The sequence below is a fragment of the Thermithiobacillus plumbiphilus genome (assembly GCF_038070005.1).
In the GTDB taxonomy this organism is placed as follows: domain Bacteria; phylum Pseudomonadota; class Gammaproteobacteria; order Acidithiobacillales; family Thermithiobacillaceae; genus JBBPCO01.
Genome location: NZ_JBBPCO010000001.1, coordinates 256,959 through 274,808 on the forward strand (window position 1 = coordinate 256,959; position 17,850 = coordinate 274,808).

Here is a 17,850-nt window from a genome sequence, read left to right on the forward strand (position 1 = left end):
CGCGCGAGCCAGCCGCCTGCCAACATCAGACGATAAGCAGACAAGCATGGCCCTGAAAAAATCCGAACTCTACTCCTCGCTCTGGTCGAGCTGCGACGAACTGCGCGGCGGTATGGATGCCAGCCAGTACAAGGACTACGTCCTGGTGCTGCTGTTCATCAAGTACATCAGCGACAAGTATGCCGGCCAGCCCTTCGCGCCCATTGAAATTCCGCTGGGCGCGAGCTTTCGGGATATGGCTGCCCTCAAGGGCAAGCCTGATATCGGCGACCAGATCAACAAGAAGATCATCGCTCCGCTGGCCAACGCCAATCAGCTCTCCGACATGCCGGACTTCAACGACGTCAACAGGCTCGGCAGCGGTAAGGAGATGGTGGAGCGTCTCACCAATCTCATCGCCATCTTTGAGAACAAGGCCCTTGATTTCTCCCGGAATCGCGCCGAGGGCGACGACATTCTGGGCGACGCCTACGAATACCTCATGCGCCACTTTGCCACCGAAAGCGGCAAGAGCAAGGGGCAGTTCTACACGCCCGCCGAGGTCAGCCGCATCATGGCGCAGATCATCGGCATCCGTGAGGCTAGGACCAGCGCCGCTACCACCGTCTATGACCCGACCTGCGGCTCCGGCTCTCTGCTCCTGAAAGTGGGCGATGAGGCCGGCAGCGAAGTTACCCTCTACGGCCAGGAAAAGGACGCCGCCACCAGCGGCCTGGCCCGCATGAACATGATTCTGCACAACAACCCCACCGCGCTCATCGTGCAGGGCAATACCCTGGCCGATCCCAGGTTCAGAGACGGCGACAGGCTCAAGACCTTCGACTATGTGGTCGCCAATCCGCCATTTTCCGATAAACGCTGGAGCACCGGCCTCGATCCGCTGCATGATCCCTACGAGCGCTTCCAACCCTTCGGTGTGCCGCCCGCCAAGCAGGGCGACTATGCCTATCTGCTGCACATCGTCCGCTCGCTGAAATCCACCGGCAAGGGCGCCTGCATCCTGCCCCATGGCGTACTGTTTCGCGGCAATGCCGAGGCCGATATCCGCCGCGCGCTCGTGCGCAAGGGCTACATCAAGGGCATCATCGGCCTGCCGGCCAATCTCTTTTATGGCACTGGCATTCCCGCCTGCATCATCGTCATTGACAAGGAGCATGCCCAGCACCGTCAGGGCATCTTCATGATCGATGCCAGTCAGGGCTTCATGAAGGACGGCCCCAAGAACCGCCTGCGGTCACAGGACATTCACCGCATCGTCGATACCTTCAAAAAACAGCGTGACGTACCCAAATACGCGCGCATGGTCCCACTGGCAGAGATCGAAAGGAACGAGTACAACCTCAACCTGCCGCGCTACATCGATGGCACTGAAGCCGAAGACCGCCAGGACATCGAAGGCCACCTGAAAGGGGGCATACCCGTGGCGGACCTCGAAGCGCTACAACCTTACTGGGATGTCTGCCCGCACCTGAAATCCGCGCTGTTCAAGCCCTGCCGGCCCGGCTACCTCGATCTCGCCGTGGACAAGGCTGCCATCAAGACCCGCATCTACCAGCACCCGGAATTTACCGCCTTCATCAATGGCATGAATGATCACTTTGCCGCCTGGCGCGATCGCGCAGCGCAAACCCTCAAGGCGCTCACTCCCGGCTTCCACCCCAAGGAAGTCATTGCCGAACTCTCCGAGGACCTGCTCGCCCACTACACGGCGCAGCCGCTCATCGACAAGTATGACGTCTACCAGCACCTCATGGACTACTGGGCGGCGATCATGCAGGACGACTGCTATCTCATCGCAGCCGATGGCTGGCAGGCCGCGACCACCCGCATCATCGAAGCCGATAAAAAGGGCAAGGAAAAGGACAAGGGCTGGACCTGCGACCTCGTCCCCAAGGCGCTGATCGTCGCCCGCTACTACGCCGAGGATCAGGACGCTATCGACCTGCTCGCTCTGGAGCTGGAAAGCGTGACCGCCAGGATCGCCGAGCTGGAGGAGGAACACGGTGGCGAGGAGGGCGCTTTCAGCGAACTCGACAAGGTCAACAAGGCCAACGTCGCCGCCCGGCTGAAGGAAATCCGCGGGGACGCGGAAGCCCGGACTGAGGCCGCAGCTCTCCGCGACTGGCTCGAACTCAACGCAGAGGAAGCCGAGCTCAAGAAGCGCCTCAAGGAAGCCGAGGCCGTGCTCGACGCCAGGGTCTACGCCTACTACCCCAAGCTCAGCCAGGCCGAAATCAAGACGCTGGTGGTGGATGACAAATGGCTTGCCGCGCTGGACAAGGACATCCACAGCGAGATGGACCGCATCAGCCAGCGGCTCACCCAGCGCGTGCGGATGCTTGCCGAGCGCTACGAAACCCCGCTGCCGCAAATGATCAGCCGCGTGGCCGAACTGGAGGCCAAAGTCAACCGCCATCTTGAGAAGATGGGGTTCGCATGGAAGTGAGGGAGCTCAGTGCCGATTATGTGATCACGACCGCGCCGCAGGTGCCGAAAGGCTACAAGCAGACCGAGGCGGGGGTGATCCCGGCGGATTGGGAAGTGAAATCCCTTGACTCGACGGCTTTTGTCACGAGCGGCAAGAGGTTACCATTGGGTCGCGCCTTAACCGATCATGAGACACCGCACCCGTACATCAGAGTCACCGATATGCGTCCTGGAACAGTGGCGCTCAGCGACATCAAGTTCGTGCCGGTTGATGCGTTTCCAGCTATCAAGCAATATCGAATCTTCAAGAATGATATTTTTATCTCAGTTGCTGGGACGTTGGGGATCGTCGGCAAAATCCCCTCTGAGCTGGATGGAGCAAATCTGACGGAGAACGCTGACCGGATAACAAACATTACCTGTTCGCAAGACTATCTTCTTTATATTCTGATGTCGCCGCTGATTCAGAATGTGATTGACTCTTTGCAGACTGTTGGAGCACAGCCGAAACTCGCCCTCTCACGTATTAGAAAATTTAATATTCCCCTCCCGCCCACCAAAACCGAGCAAGAAGCCATTGCCGTGGCCTTGAGCGATGCGGATGCGCTCATTGAATCCCTGGAACAACTCCTGTCCAAAAAGCGCCAGATCAAGCAAGGCGCCATGCAGGAACTGCTCACCGGCGAGAGGCACTTGCCGGGATTCAGTGGGGAGTGGGTGGTGAAGCGGTTGGGTGATGTGGTAGAGATTAACAAAGGAGAGCTAATCACGGAGAAGAACGCAGTTCCGGGCCCGATCCCCGTGATTGCTGGGGGGAAGAGACCTGCTTATTCCCACAACCGCGCAAACCGTAAGGGCAAGACCATTACGGTCAGCGGCTCCGGAGCCAGCGCCGGCTATGTCGCCTACTATGACATTCCCATCTTTGCCTCTGACTGCTCAACCATCGGAGAAGGCACGAGTTACGCGGTCGAGTTCATCTATTTTGTTCTTCTGCTGAATCAGTGCGCTATTTACAAGACACAGACAGGCGGAGCGCAGCCACACATTCATCCAAACGATTTGCGACCACTGACCATTTCGGTTCCCGCGACTAAAGAAGAACAAACCGCCATCGCCGCCGTGCTCTCCGACATGGACGCCGAGATTGCTGCACTCGAAGAAAAGCTCGCCAAGGCCCGCGCCATCAAGCAGGGCATGATGCAGGAACTGCTTACCGGCAGGATTCGGTTGGTATGACGCCACTGCGTATCTTCATCAGCAGCGTGCAGAAGGAGTTCGCCGAGGAGCGGACGGCTTTGCGCGACTATCTGCGTGGCGATGCGCTGATGCGCCGTTTCTTCGAGCCAGTGCTGTTCGAGGAACTGCCCGCCGCGGACCGCCGGGCGGATGCGGTCTACCTGGAGGAAGTGGAGCACTGCGACCTCTACGTGGGCCTGTTCGGCCATGAGTACGGCGCGCAGGATGCACAGGGCATTGCGCCAACCGAGCGGGAATTCGCGCTGGCTACAAGGCTGCACAAGCCGCGCCTGATCTTCGTCAAGGGCGCCGACGACCAGGCCCGCCACCCGAAAATGCAGGCGCTTGTGCAGCGTGCCGGCAATGAGCTGGTGCGTCGCCGCTTTGCCACTAGCGCCGAGCTGATTGCCGGGGTCTATGCCGCCTTGGTGCAGGTTCTGGAAGCGCGGCAACTGATCCGCAACGGGCCCTTCGACGCAGCACCCTGTACGAAGGCCACGCTCGCTGATCTGGACGAGGAGAAAATGCGGCGCTTTCTCCGCGAGGCCCGTCGCGCCCGAGGCTTTCCGCTGGCAGAGGAAGCCTCTCCCGAGGAGCTGCTGACCCATCTGAATTTGCTGGACAACGGGCGGCTGGTGCATGCCGCCGTGCTGCTGTTTGGCCGCCAGCCGCAGCGCTTTCTGATTTCGTCCGAGCTCAAATGCGCACATTTCCATGGTACCGAGGTAGCGAAGCCGATCCCTTCCTACCAGGTCTACAAGGGTACGGTGTTCGATCTGGTGGATCAGGCGGTGGATTTCGTGATGTCGAAGATCAACCTGCGGGTTGGTACACGGGCTGAGGGGCCGCAGGTGCCGGTGGCCTATGAAATCCCGCGCGAGGTCGTGACCGAGGCCATCGTCAATGCCGTGGCGCACCGGGATTACACCAGTAACGGCAGCGTGCAGGTGATGCTGTTTGCCGACCGGCTGGAAGTCTGGAATCCGGGCGGCTTGCCGCCTTCGCTGACCTTGGAGAAGCTGCGTCAACCGCACGGTTCGGTGCCGTTCAACCCGCTGCTGGCAGAGCCATTGTATCTGGCCCGCTACATCGAGCGCATGGGTACGGGCACTGGCGACATGATCCGGCTCTGCCGCGAAGCGGGGTTGCCGGAGCCGGAATTCAGGGTAAACGATGGGTTCGTAACCATCATTCGGCGCCAGGTCGGGGAAGTTACCGGGGAAGTTACCGGGGAAGTTACCGGGGAAGTTACCGGGGAAGTTACCGGGGAAGTCGAGCGTGTGGTGCTGGTGCTTCAGGGCGAGATGAGGCGCGCTGACATTCAGGAGGCTCTGGGTTTGAAGCACGAGGATTATTTCCGAGAGGCATACTTGGTTCCGGCATTGCAGGCCGGTTGCGTGGCCATGACCATTCCGGACAAACCCAGGAGCAGCCGGCAGAAATACCGGCTTACGGCAAAGGGCGAAGCTCTGCGCAAACGCCTGCTCAAGGAGAAACAGGAATGAGCATGAACCCCATCGGCCAGCCGGAACGCGCCACCCAGGACCGCATCATCAATCTGTTCCGCAACGAGCTGAAATATCGCTATCTGGGCGACTGGAGCGAGCGCCCCGACAACAGCAATATCGAAGAAGGTATGCTGAAAGCCTGGCTGAGCCAGCGCGGCCATGACCCGGCGCAGATCGCCGTGGCGCTGCACAAACTGCGCACCGAGGCGGGCAAGCATGACCGCACGCTCTATGGCAACAATCAGGCCGTGTACCGGCTGCTGCGCTATGGCGTGCCGGTGAAGACCGAGGCCGGCCATGTCACCGAAACCGTGCATCTGATCGACTGGCGTGACCCGGAACGCAATGACTTCGCCTTGGCCGAGGAGGTCACGCTCAGGGGCAACCACGAGCGGCGGCCGGACATCGTGCTCTATGTAAACGGTATTGCCATCGGAGTGATTGAACTCAAGAATAGTCGCGTCTCCATCGGCGATGGCATCCGGCAGTTACTCTCCAACCAGCAGCAGGCATTCAATGCCTGGTTCTTCTCCACCGTGCAGATAGTGTTCGCAGGCAATGATTCCGAAGGGCTGAAATATGGCGCGACGGAAACTCAGGAGAAGTATTTCCTCACCTGGAAGGAAGATGAGGCTGACAATCGCGGCTACAAGCTGGATAAGTACCTGGGCAAAATGTGCGGCAAGGCGCGGCTGATCGAGCTCATGTACGACTTCGTGCTCTTTGACGGCGGGGTCAAGAAGCTGCCGCGCGCGCATCAGTATTTCGGCATCCAGGCGGCGCAGGAATATGTGCGCGAACGCCGGGGTGGCATCATCTGGCACACGCAGGGCAGCGGCAAGAGCATTGTCATGGTGCTGCTGGCCAGGTGGATTCTGGAGAACAGGCCCGAGGCGCGGGTGGTCATCATTACCGATCGGGACGAACTGGACAAGCAGATCGAGCGGGTTTTCACCGATGCAGGCGAGCCGATCCATCGTACCCGCAGCGGCCGTGATCTGTTTGCCCAGCTCGGACAATCCAGGCCGCGTTTGCTGTGCTCGCTCATCCACAAATTCGGCCCCAAGGATGGGGATGACTTTGACGGCTTCATCCGGGAGCTGGAAGCCCAGCCAAGCCCGACGGTGGGCGAGGTGTTCGTGTTCGTGGACGAATGCCACCGCACCCAAAGCGGCAAGCTGCACCGGGTGATGAAGGCGATCATGCCGAATGCCGTATTCATCGGCTTTACCGGCACGCCGCTGCTGAAGCAAGACAAGGCAAGCAGCTTGGAGGTCTTCGGCGGCTACATTCATACTTACAAGTTCAGCGAGGCCGTAGCGGACGAGGTGGTGCTCGATCTTGTCTACGAAGCGCGGGATATCGATCAGCGACTGAGATCACAGGACCGGATCGATGCCTGGTTCGACGCCAAGAGCAGGGGCCTCAACGATTGGCAGAAGGCGGAGCTGCGGCAGCAGTGGGGCACCATGCAGAAGGTGCTGAGCTCGCGTTCGCGCATGGAGCGGGTGGTCAGCGACATCATTTTTGATTTTGGCACCAAGCGGCGGCTGTCCGATGCCCGGGGTAACGCCATTCTGGTGGCGTCCAGCATCTTTGAGGCGTGCAAATACTACACTCTGTTCCAGAAAACCCCGTTCAAGGGCAAATGCGCGGTAGTCACCTCCTATAATCCGCAGGCGCGGGACATCACCCTGGAGGAAACCGGCGCCAATACCGAAACCGATAAGCAGTTCATCTACAACACCTATATTGAACTGCTGAAGGACGTCGAAGCCCATTCGGGCATGAGCAAAACCGAAACCTACGAGGAGCGGGCCAAGCAACTCTTCGCCAAAGAACCTGCAAACATGAAGCTGCTGGTCGTGGTGGACAAACTGCTGACCGGTTTTGACGCGCCCCCCTGTACCTATCTCTACATCGACAAATCCATGCAGGATCACGGCCTGTTCCAGGCCATCTGCCGCACCAACCGCCTGGACGGCGATGACAAGGACTTCGGCTACATCGTGGATTACAAGGACCTTTTCAGGAAGGTCGAGAAGGCCATTGCCGTCTACACCTCGGAGCTGGATCATAGTGCCGGCGGGGCAGACCCGGAAGTGCTGTTGCAGGACCGGCTGAACAAGGGCAGGGAACGTCTTGATAGTGCCATTGAAGCCCTGGCTCTACTCTGCGAGCCGGTGGAGCCGCCCAGGGACGAACTGGCGCATATTCATTATTTCTGCGGCAACACGGAAGATCCGTCCGACCTGCAAGCGCGCGAGCCGCAGCGGGCGGCGCTCTACAAGGCAACGGTCGCGTTGCTGCGCGCCTATGCCAACATCGCCGATGAGCTGGAGGCCGCAGGTTATGATGCGACGGAGATCGCGCGCATCCGGCAATTACTTGATCACTACCTGAATCTGCGCGAGATCATCCGCAGAGCCAGCGGCGAGAGCCTGGACCTCAAGACTTACGAGGCCGACATGCGGCACCTCATCGACACCTACATCGAGGCAGACGAGCCACGCAAGATCTCGCCTTTCGACAATCTGGGCCTGCTGGAACTGATCGTAAAAACCGGCATCAATGACGCAATTGCCGCCCGGTTGGGTCGAATGAAGGGCAACCCGGGCGCCATTGCCGAGACCATCGAGAATAACGTCCGGAGCAAGATCATCAAGGAACATCTCAATGATCCCGCTTATTACGAGAAGATGTCGGCCCTGCTGGATGAAATCATCGCCAATCGCAAGGCAAAGGCCATCGAGTATGAGGAATATTTGAAAAAGATCGCAGAGCTGGTGCGTCAGGTTGAGACAGGGCATGCGGATGACACACCCGAGGCGCTGCAAAGAAGCCCTTCCGTGCGCGCGCTCTATAACAATCTCAAGCCAAAATCTGCGAACATGCCCAGGGCAAGGGAAATGCATGGGGATTATCGGTTTGACGGCGACCAAGTGCTGAGCCTGGCGATGAAGATTGATGAAACGGTGAAAAAGGTACGTCCGGATGACTGGCGTGGCTTCCAGGCCAGAGAAAACGTCATCAAGCGAGCCTTGCTGCCGCTGTTGGGCCAGAACACGGCAGAGGTGGATCGCATCTTCCTGATCATCAAGCAGCAGGCGGAATACTGATGCCTGCCCGGATTCAGTTGGGCGAGCTTGCGGTGGAAGTGGAGTTCAAGCGGATCAAGAACATCCATCTGAGCGTCTATCCACCCGATGGCCGGGTGCGTATTGCGGCCCCATCGCGCATGAGCCTCGACACCATCCGCGTGTTTGCCATTACCAAGCTCGGCTGGATCAAACAACAGCAGAAAAAGCTGCGGGAGCAGGAACGCGAAACACCACGCGAGTACCTCGACCGTGAGAGTCATTACGTATGGGGCAAGCGTTTCCTGCTCCAGGTGGAAGAGGGGGATGCCGCGCCCACTGTGGCCCTGAAGCACAGCCGGATATTATTGCGGGTACGCCCAGGGAGCGAGGAGGCAAAGAGGCAGGCCGTCCTGGAAGGGTGGTACCGCGAGCAAATCCGGAAAGCCGTGCCCCTGCTGATTGGAAAATGGGAGCCGGTGATCGGGGTAAAGGTATGCCAATCTTTCGTGCAGCGGATGAAAACCCGCTGGGGAAGTTGCAATCCGGCCAGTCGCAGCATTCGACTGAACACGGACTTGGCCAAAAAACCGCGCGAGTGTCTGGAATATATCGTGGTGCACGAAATGGTGCATCTGCTGGAGCCCACGCATAACACCCGTTTTGTCGCGCTGATGGAGCAATTCATGCCGGACTGGCGTATCCGCCGCGACAGGCTAAACCAGTTGCCGGTGCGCCATGAGGATTGGGGCTACTGAAGCAAGGAGCCTGAAGAAACAAGTCTGCCAACAGTAATGAATTGTGCGACTATTAGGTTGTCCCACCGCCTGCGCTGCAATTCACACAGTTACCCTGGCCCGGACGCCAGCCCGGGGAACCCGGCTTGGTTGCCCGCAAGTGGCCGAATACCGGCTCCTATTTTGAGAGTAAAGCTTCCACTGCATTGCTATCATGTTTGAAATAAAAGGTAATCAGGTTGCACAACTAAACGACGAGGACTTGCGTAGCCTCGTTGTCCGCTTGGCGGAAGCCGAACTCGCTCGCAATGACTTGCCCATCAGTTCAGTTACAGCAGGTGGTGACCAAAATGCGCCCGATGGTGGAGTCGACGTCCGGGTCTCTCTGGAAAGCTGTGTAAGTCATCTTGATTTCATACCCAGGCATATTACTGGCTTTCAGGTCAAAAAACCTGATATGCCTCCGGGAGAGATTGCTAGGGAGATGCGACCTAATGGGAACTTGCGCCAGTCTATTCTGGATCTCGCAAGAGCAAATGGTTCATATGTCATCGTTAGTGCTCAAGGGTCGACAGCCGATGTGGCCTTCCAGCGGCGCCTACAAGCAATGCGCGAATCTATCACAAGCCTTCTGCCCGGTGAAAATTTACACGTGGACTTTTATGACCGGGACAGATTGGCTCGCTGGATCAATCAATACCCCGGCGTGGTTTTGTGGTTACGGGATCGGCTTGGGGAGCCGTTGGCAGGTTGGCAACCGTATAGCTCTTGGGCCTACGGGGACAGTCCGGGATCTCTTTATGTGATTGATGAGCATGCGAGAATACTGGATTATCAGCACAAGGAGAACGTCACCATTGAGCAAGGCATTTCTGCGATGCGACATGTGCTTGCCAAGCCAAAAGGCATTGTCCGCTTGGTTGGCACCTCTGGGGTAGGTAAAACACGTCTCGTTCAGGCGCTGTTTGACCGCAGACTGGCAGGGATTAGCCTGGACCAATCCCTTGCTGTCTATACCGACGAAGGTGCAGAGCCAGAACCTTCCCCTCGTGAAATGATTACCCGTCTCGGCAGCGCTGGAACTCGCGCCATCATGGTTGTTGATAATTGCAAACCCAGTACCCACCGGGCACTGGCACACATGCTCAATTTGCATGCACAGCAGTTGAGTTTGATCACGCTTGAGTATGACATCTCCGAAGATGAGCCCGAAGATACCCAGGTTTTCCGACTAGAGCCTGCGTCGCCAAGAACCGTTGAAGCTATAATGGAGCAGCTGGCTCCTCGGTTAAGCCAAGTAGATCGCACCCGTATTGCGGAATTTTCTGGGGGAAACGCCAGAATCGCAATGGCTCTTGCCCGTAATATCCAGCCAAATGCCAACCTGGGACGACTGACCGACGCAGAGCTATTCCGCCGCCTTTTTCAGCAGCGAAACGAACCGAACGACGCTCTTATTCGGGCGGCCGAAATCTGTGCTCTTGTTTATTCGTTTGATGGGGAAACCTTGGAAGGAGCCGAAGCGGAGCTGACTATCCTTGCGGATCTGGCTAACATGACCGCACACGAATTGTTCCGCCAGGTGGAGGAACTACGACGCCGTGACCTCGTGCAGAAGCGATCACAATGGCGTGCGATCTTGCCCCATGCAATAGCCAACCATTTGGCTAAGCTCGCGCTTGAAAACAACCATCGTGATAGACTTATGAACACGTTTTGGCAAACAGGCCAAGAACGGTTATTGAGATCATTTAGCCGACGCTTGGGCTATTTGCATGACAGTGAGACAGCCAGGCATATTGCTAAAAGCTGGTTCACAGATCCGAAATTCCTGGGAAAAGTCACCCAGCTCAGTGAATTGGGTGTGGCTATTTTTCAGAACGCGGCTCCGCTGATGCCAGAGGCTGCTCTTGTCGCTATTGAAGATGCTGCTCTGAAGGAGGCAGAAGAATTTTTCTCCACTGAGATGTCTGGCCGCTATACTTTGATACGTCTGCTCCGGGCAATTGCCTATGATCCTTCTCTATTTGAACGAGCTGCGGGGCTGCTGGCCCGTTTCCTTGCTGCAGAGCCCAGGGAATACAACACCAATTCTGCGCGTGACAGTTTTTTTGAGCTATTTCACATTAGTTTGTCGGGAACTCACGCTACCGCTGCCCAACGCCTGCAACTAATTAGAAGCCTGATTAAGAATCCAGATCAAGCTCTACAAAATGTTGGGATCAAGGCGCTGGGGGGAATGCTCAAGATCCGATTCTTTTCCTCATCCCACGATTTTGCATTTGGCAGCCGACCTCGAGATTTCGGGTGGGTGCCGACCACGATCGATCAAGTGCAGGCATGGTATCGTTCGACTCTTCTGTATATACAGGAATTGATACAGCACTCTTGTCTACATAGGGAAGCAGCCAAACTGCTCTATGCACGATGCTTTCGGGAATTGTGGGATGAAGCAGGAATCAACGACGAACTAGTGGCACTTACCCGAAGTATTTCTGAGCAATCCGGATGGCCGGAGGGATGGCTGGCAGTCCGTTCCGTTTTGACCTTCGGAGATAGTATGACAAGTGCCGAGGATATAGAAAAACTGCGCCAACTCGAAATCGAACTGCGCCCGGCTGATTTGGTAACGAAAATCAGGGCGTATGTGTTCACCGATAGAGCTAGGCTATTGCTGGATATTGCTGATCTCGATGCTTCTAGTGACGAGGTCGACCACGTCGATGCTTACAGACGGGCTGATCATGCTGCCGAAGAACTCGGAAAATCGGCAGCCCGTTCACCAGAAATACTACAATTACTGCTTAATGAACTTTTGAGCCGTAGTGGGTCCCGTCTATGCGCTTTTGGTCGAGGTCTGGCATATAGGTCCAAAGATCCGGAGGCAACATGGCAGGAGCTGGTGGTGGGACTGGAAGCGATTCCCGAAGATGAGCGAAACCTGCTATTGTTACGATGCTACATTAACGGCCTTGCCACACAACGTCCAGAGACCATGCAGTGTATCTTAGAGGATGCGCTTCTTCATCCAGTGCTGGGACCTTATTTCCCAGTGCTTCAGTGTGCGATATCTATCGATGAGCGAGGTGCGGAACGACTGCTTCTCTCTCTAAATATTCGGCGAGCTCCTGCCTATAGATATCGTGATTTGTACGGAGACATTGTGGATGGCCTTCCAAGACCCTTGTTTGAGCAGCTCGTCATGGGCATCGCAGCGCTGGATGATGGTTTTGATATTGCTGTAGATGTGTTTGGCATGCATATACACTCATTAAAGAGTAAAGGAGCCGTACTTGACGAGGCAACCCTGACTTTGGGACAGCGATTACTCATGGAGTGTCGCTTTTATAAGCGTAATACGAACCTCGCTTACCACGTCAATGAAATCGCTGAGCAATGCTTGGCAGGAGAAAAGGGTCGCGCTGCGGCGATGGTGGTGAGTCGTAACTTGGCGCGAGCACTTGCGGATTATCACAGTGGGGCTTGGGATTATGGAGAACTCGCCGGCACCCTTTTTGCTTTACATCCCTGGGTTGCGCTGAATGTATTTCTTGGTGGTGGGCGCAAATGGAGATGGAAACCACTTAGAGACCGTTTTTACATCGGGTCCGCAAGTCCTGTGGAAAAGGCGCAGCCTGACGTACTGTTCGCGTGGGCACGCAAGTCCCCGAAGGTTAGATACCCACGATTGGCGCAGGAAGTAGTGTTTTTCCCTAAGAATAGCCCCAGTGAGGCCGAGATAGGGTGGCCGCCCATCGCGTTGGAAATTCTCGAAAAATGCCCGGATAGGAGTGCTGTACTGACCGCCTTCGAGTCACGCTTTCACCCGCGTGCATGGAGCGGATCGCTGGCTGATGTGCTGATGTCATACTGTACCCTTGTGCACCAACTGTGCGAGCATGGTGATCCAAAGGTCACTGCTTGGGCCAAAGCAATGCTAGAAAAACTAGAGAGGAAGATTCGAGTTGAACGCGAGCTTGACCGGCGCAATGATGCAAGCTTCGAGTGACCCAGGAGCTTCACAGGAGCTTCATCTGAGAGCGCATCACTTTCTGCGCCGAGACGATTCCCACTGACGTTGCCGCCAGGGGCGGTGCTTCTCTCGAATCGCTTTTTCGTACTCAGCCAAACGCATCCGGGCAGTGTCACGAACCTCAATGGCCTGTTGCAGAGCAGCACGCAGGGCATTGATGGCTCCCTCATGCTGCCGCGCCTGGATGTCCAGGGTGCTGCGGAGCAGGGCCTGATCCGCTTCTTGAGCCCGCAGGGCGCTTTCCAAGAGGCTGAAAGCCTGCGACTGACGGGCTTGGCCTTCACGCAAGTCAGCCATTTCCGCTCTGAGCTGCGTTTCACGCTGATGGGCTTGCGCCTGCACCTTTTCCAACTCTGAGCGCGCCTGATTCAGCTCCATCTTGAGCGCCTTACTGGTCTGCTGCGCGCGTACCGCCGACACCTGCGCGTGCTGGAGCTGCCTTTGTGCTTGATGATGCTGCAGGCGTTCCCGGCTCAGGCGCCGTTCCAGGCCACGGCGCGCTATGCCGAAGCTTTCAATCTGGATCGCGTGTTCCTGGGTGACGCGCAGGGCATCTGCGAGCTGGCTCTCCAATGCTGTCTTCTCGGCTTGGGCCTGCTGACGACTTTGTTCCAGGGCCTGCGTGGTTTCCTCCTGCAGGGCCTGCCAGGCCGCGCCCAGGGAGTTCAGGGCCGCTGGCGGCAAAGGCGAGCCTTCAGCGGGCTTTTCCTGCTGCGTGCGCCAGTCTCGCAGATGCCGGGCTATGGTGGAATGCGAGCCACTGCCAAGCTGCGCGCGAACGCGCTCCACTGTAGGCAGGAGATCCTGATCCTGGAGTTTTAACGCGGCATCGCGCACATCTTCAAAGCTGATGCCTATGCGAGCCATGAAGGTTCCTCATTAATGTAATATGTATAACGTAATATGAAATATTAGAGAGTGCAGGTCAAGCGGCAGACAGTAGCCGAGGGACCTGGACTTTTCCCGAATACCGACTAAAATTTCTGAAAATCGGCATTTTCAGAAGTCGTGTAATTGGGCCTGGAAGGGCTTGAAATTGCTTGGCTCGACCATTTGTTCCACCGCTGGAGTCCCTGAATCATGATGTCTCCCGACAATATGGCTACCTTCATCCCGCTCTCACCCATGGAACATCTGCAACTGGCGGACGCGAGCCTCGATGGCAGCCAGGGCAGCAATCGCGCGCCTCTGGCGCAACTCCAGATCGCCGCGCGCACCGATCTCGAAGCGGTACGCAGTTTTCTCGATGAATACAGCGGCTCGCCGGGCACGCAGCGCATCTACACCAAGGAATGCGAGCGCCTGCTGCTGTGGGCCTTGGCGGAACGGCGAAAGCCGCTCTCCAGCTTGAACCGTCAGGATTTCGAGGCCTATCTCGAATTCCTGGGTGATCCTCAGCCTGCCGAGCGCTGGTGCGGTCCACGCCGCGACCGCCATGCCCGCGACTGGAAACCCTTCGTCGGTCCGCTCTCCGAAAGTGCCCGTATCACCGCCCTGGCCGCGCTCAATTCCATGATGAGCTATCTGGTGGATGCCGGTTATCTCGGCGGCAATCCCCTGGGATTGATCCGTCAGCGACGCAGGAAGGCCGCGCAAGCCAGCATGCCGGATTTGAAGGTGGAGCGATTTCTCGATGAGGAAATGTGGGAGGCGCTGAATGCGGTGGTCGAGGCCCTGCCCCGGGATGATTCGTCGGAGCAGGATCATTATGAGCGGGCGCGTTTTATCGCGGCCATGCTGATGATGCTCGCTCCCCGCGCTGGAGAGCTCGAAACCCATGGGATGAACAGTTTTCGCGAGGTGCGAGGACGCTGGTGGTGGTATGTGCTGGGCAAGGGCCAGAAAGCGGCCAGGGTGCCAGTGCCGGACGATATGCTGGCGGCGCTGAGACGCTATCGCCTGCATCTGGGCCTGAGCCCGATGCCGTCACCCACGGAAGACACCCCGCTGCTCCTGTCGCTCAAGGGTCGCCGCCCCATCACGGCACGGCGCCTAAATCAAATACTGAAAGATCTCTTTGCTGCGGCTGCCGTCCGGCTTGAAGCTACAGCACCGCACAAGGCCGAGAAACTGCGCAAGGCCTCCGCGCATTGGGGGCGCCACACCAGTATCACCGCCAAGGTCGACAGCGGCATTGAGCGGCGCTATGTGCAAAAGGATGCCCGCCACGAGGATGCGCGCACGACCTCGCTTTATGTGCATGAAGATGATGAGCGCTGGCATGACGAGGCGCAGAAGCACCGCCTGAACTGGCGCAGCAACAAGGAATGATCTCAGCCATTCCCGGCAGAACTCAAAAGTTGCATGCGCGCCAGCAAGGCCAGATAACCCTGGCGTCCGCCCAGATGCTCCACACTGGCCTGCCAGGCTGCTTCATCACCATAGTGGCGCATGTTGAAAAGCCCCAGGGCCAGCAGGATTTCGTTCTCCTCCATGGTCCAGATCTGCGTGAGCGGATAGACCGCGTCGGGCCAGTACAGGGCGTGGATCAACAAAGAGAGCTTGGCACTTGCATCACTGGCGGGATCGCGCTCGATGTGTTCGAGGGCGCGCTCCAGTGGGCCGAGAATTGTCATACCCCCTCCTCTTCGCCAGTTGCTGGTGACGGGTTCTAGTCCCCACGTTCCTGGCACATGGCCTGGGTCAGTTGCCGTACCCGGTCATCCTGCAGGAAGGCTTCCAGGGTCAGGGTCAGCTTGCGCTGCCAGTTCGGGTACTGATCCACGGTGCCCGGCAGGTTGACCTGCTGGCGCTGGCCAAGCATGTCTTCCGGTTGAATCACCATCAGACTTGACGGAGAACGCGCCAGAAAGGCATGGATGGCCTGTACCAGCGCCGGTGTCAGCTCGGAGATTTCAGCTGGATCGGTGGAATAGCCCTCTGGTAGCAATCCAGCCTCATCGAGGGCCTTGAGGAGCCCTGCCCTCTCCTTTTCCCGGCCCTCGGTCTGGCTCTGGCGCAGTTCCTCGGTCGGGAACAATTTCAGTTTCTCACGCAAGGCCAGGTCGACACCTTCCCAGTAACCCGCCAGGGTGGGCAGGTCATGGGTGGAAACCGCGATCAGGGCCTGACGTGGATAGCTGTCCGGTGGATTGAAATTGCCCTGTTCATCCTTTTCAAAGAGCAGCAAGCGATAGGACAGCACGCCCAGCGGCCCGAGCGCCTCGCGGATCTCCTCGGGCACCGTGCCAAGGTCCTCGCCGATGACCATGCATTGATTGCGCTGGCTTTCGAGCGCCAGGATGCCCAACAGGTCCTGTAAAGGGTAATGGACATAGATGCCTTCGGCGGCACTGGCCTGCGGCGGGATCCAGTATAGCCGCAACAGCGCCATGACGTGATCGATGCGCAAGGCACCGGCATGGCGCATGTTGGCGCGCAGGGTGGCAATGTAGGGCGTGTAGGCGGATTCGCGCAGACGATCGGGCACCAGTGGCGGCAGGCCCCAGTCCTGGCCCTGCAGCGCAAGTTCATCAGGGGGCGCGCCGATGCTGGCAGTGAGTGCATACAGGTGCTGGTTGCCCCAGGCCTCCGCCCCGCCGCGGTCGACACTGACGGCCAGGTCCTGGTAGATGCCGACCTTGTAACCAAGGCGCAGGCACTCCATGGCGGCGGTACCCAACTGCTCCTGGGTCAACCAGTGCAGGTATTGGTAATACTCCACGCGATCGACATTGTCGGCGGCAAACTGCGCCACCTCCGGCGCATCGGGATGGCGGAAGGGCTCGGGCCAGACTGGCCAGCCCCAGATATTGCTGTCAGCCCGGTAAAATTCTTCCTGCAGGGCCTCGAACAGGGCCTGGCGGTGCAGCACTGGGCCGCCTTCGGTCTGAAAGGCACGAAAAGCCTGTCCGCGGGATGTTTCCTGCTGCAGGTGGCATTCCCGGAAGTGCCGGTAGAGAATTTCCAGCACCTGCAGCTTGAGTTCGGCAACCTGGCGGTAGTCGACCAGCTCGGTCTCGCGCAACTGCGCCAGACGCTCCTGGAAGCCCGGCATCTGCACCAGTTCGCGCGCCAGCGCGGATTCTTCAAAGTCGGGAATGGCCTCGACATCCAGATACAGCAGATTCAGAAACAACCGACTGGAGGGACTATAGGGGCTGATGTGACCCGGATTGTGCGGGTAGAGCGCGTGCAGCGGGTTCAGGCCGATGACGTTTGCGCCCAGTTCATGGGCAATGCCGACGAGATTTTTCAGATCCGTGAAGTCACCCATGCCCCAGTTGCGCGCCGAACGCAGGGTATAGAGCTGCACGGCAAAGCCCCAGACGCGCTCGCCGCTGTGCAAGGCCGCGGGTTCATAACAGCGATCCGGCGTCACGATCAGGGACATGCTGTCGCCCGGCGGATAGTCGCGCGGACTGACCGCCAGCCGGTGATAGCCCCAGCCAGGATTGACCGGCAAACGAAGCAGATAGCGGTGATAGCGAACGCCATCGATGTCGCGCTCTGCCTCGTGCTCGAGATCAGCGAGCCGGATCTCCGCCCCCTCGCTTTCCCCGGATTCGCGCTGCAGCGTCCAGATCAGGCGGAACTCGGGATCATTCGAAGTTAGCGTGACAGGGATCACGAAGGGTGCCCCGCTCTCGCGAACCACCCGCGCGTTTGGCAGTATCCGTTGCCAGTTGCGGGATTCCAGTGTCTCCAGTGACGCCTGCAATGCCTCTGGATCGTCTGCCGCTATCCCCATGGCCGCTAGCAGTGACCGGATATGTTCGGGCTTGGCTTCATGGATCTTGCCCCAGACGTCGGCATAGCTGGGGGAAATGCCGCTCATCCTGCAAAGCTGGTCGAGTGCAGCGCTATCGTTCATTCCACCTCTCCCGGTT

At 58.1% G+C, this 17,850-nt stretch carries 10 protein-coding genes; 7 read left to right on the plus strand and 3 right to left on the minus strand.

The window, feature by feature from the left end; all coding sequences use genetic code 11:
- Nucleotides 1-46: 46 nt before the first annotated feature.
- From WOB96_RS01270 to WOB96_RS01295, 6 genes are all read left to right on the plus strand, one after another.
- On the plus strand, nt 47-2,446 hold the full coding sequence (locus tag WOB96_RS01270; protein WP_341369447.1) for a type I restriction-modification system subunit M: 2,400 nt from the start codon (nt 47-49) through the stop codon (nt 2,444-2,446).
- Entirely contained in the window at nt 2,437-3,666 is a 1,230-nt protein-coding gene (locus WOB96_RS01275) for a restriction endonuclease subunit S (RefSeq protein WP_341369448.1), read from the plus strand. Before WOB96_RS01270 ends, WOB96_RS01275 begins: the two co-directional genes overlap by 10 nt.
- Nucleotides 3,663-5,171: a Fic family protein gene (locus WOB96_RS01280; protein WP_341369449.1), complete on the plus strand. Its 1,509-nt coding sequence runs from the start codon at nt 3,663-3,665 to the stop codon at nt 5,169-5,171. Before WOB96_RS01275 ends, WOB96_RS01280 begins: the two co-directional genes overlap by 4 nt.
- Nucleotides 5,168-8,293 carry a type I restriction endonuclease subunit R gene (locus WOB96_RS01285; protein WP_341369450.1) on the plus strand — a complete coding sequence of 1,042 codons (3,126 nt, stop codon included), beginning with the start codon at nt 5,168-5,170 and terminating at the stop codon, nt 8,291-8,293. Before WOB96_RS01280 ends, WOB96_RS01285 begins: the two co-directional genes overlap by 4 nt.
- Nucleotides 8,293-9,009 (plus strand): M48 family metallopeptidase, encoded by a 717-nt coding sequence (locus WOB96_RS01290; RefSeq protein WP_341369451.1) that lies wholly within the window; start codon nt 8,293-8,295, stop codon nt 9,007-9,009. Before WOB96_RS01285 ends, WOB96_RS01290 begins: the two co-directional genes overlap by 1 nt.
- A 193-nt stretch (nt 9,010-9,202) precedes the next feature.
- Complete coding sequence (locus WOB96_RS01295; protein ID WP_341369452.1) at nt 9,203-12,997, plus strand: hypothetical protein; 3,795 nt, start codon at nt 9,203-9,205, stop codon at nt 12,995-12,997.
- A gap of 36 nt (nt 12,998-13,033) precedes the next feature.
- On the opposite strand, the gene WOB96_RS01300 is transcribed toward WOB96_RS01295, so the two are convergent.
- Entirely contained in the window at nt 13,034-13,888 is an 855-nt protein-coding gene (locus WOB96_RS01300; protein ID WP_341369453.1) for a DNA-binding protein, read from the minus strand.
- Nucleotides 13,889-14,119: 231 nt separating this feature from the next.
- Here WOB96_RS01300 and WOB96_RS01305 point away from each other — a divergent pair, with 231 nt between their 5' ends.
- Nucleotides 14,120-15,292 (plus strand): tyrosine-type recombinase/integrase, encoded by a 1,173-nt coding sequence (locus WOB96_RS01305; RefSeq protein ID WP_341369454.1) that lies wholly within the window; start codon nt 14,120-14,122, stop codon nt 15,290-15,292.
- A 2-nt stretch (nt 15,293-15,294) separates the two neighbouring features.
- Here the strand turns inward: WOB96_RS01305 and WOB96_RS01310 are convergent, their stop codons facing one another.
- The gene (locus tag WOB96_RS01310; RefSeq protein WP_341369455.1) at nt 15,295-15,597 is read right to left on the minus strand and encodes a hypothetical protein; all 303 of its coding nucleotides are present in this window, start codon (nt 15,595-15,597) and stop codon (nt 15,295-15,297) included.
- Nucleotides 15,598-15,632: 35 nt separating this feature from the next.
- Complete coding sequence (gene malQ / locus WOB96_RS01315) at nt 15,633-17,834, minus strand: 4-alpha-glucanotransferase (RefSeq protein ID WP_341369456.1); 2,202 nt, start codon at nt 17,832-17,834, stop codon at nt 15,633-15,635.
- Nucleotides 17,835-17,850: the final 16 nt, after the last annotated feature.

Bases quoted from the DNA above. Each gene is read 5' to 3' on its own strand.
- WOB96_RS01270 (WP_341369447.1), top strand. From the start codon at position 47: ATGGCCCTGAAAAAATCCGAACTCTACTCCTCGCTCTGGTCGAGCTGC.
- WOB96_RS01275 (WP_341369448.1), top strand. From the start codon at position 2,437: ATGGAAGTGAGGGAGCTCAGTGCCGATTATGTGATCACGACCGCGCCG.
- WOB96_RS01280 (WP_341369449.1), top strand. From the start codon at position 3,663: ATGACGCCACTGCGTATCTTCATCAGCAGCGTGCAGAAGGAGTTCGCC.
- WOB96_RS01285 (WP_341369450.1), top strand. From the start codon at position 5,168: ATGAGCATGAACCCCATCGGCCAGCCGGAACGCGCCACCCAGGACCGC.
- WOB96_RS01290 (WP_341369451.1), top strand. From the start codon at position 8,293: ATGCCTGCCCGGATTCAGTTGGGCGAGCTTGCGGTGGAAGTGGAGTTC.
- WOB96_RS01295 (WP_341369452.1), top strand. From the start codon at position 9,203: ATGTTTGAAATAAAAGGTAATCAGGTTGCACAACTAAACGACGAGGAC.
- WOB96_RS01300 (WP_341369453.1), bottom strand. From the start codon at position 13,888: ATGGCTCGCATAGGCATCAGCTTTGAAGATGTGCGCGATGCCGCGTTA.
- WOB96_RS01305 (WP_341369454.1), top strand. From the start codon at position 14,120: ATGGCTACCTTCATCCCGCTCTCACCCATGGAACATCTGCAACTGGCG.
- WOB96_RS01310 (WP_341369455.1), bottom strand. From the start codon at position 15,597: ATGACAATTCTCGGCCCACTGGAGCGCGCCCTCGAACACATCGAGCGC.
- malQ (WP_341369456.1), bottom strand. From the start codon at position 17,834: ATGAACGATAGCGCTGCACTCGACCAGCTTTGCAGGATGAGCGGCATT.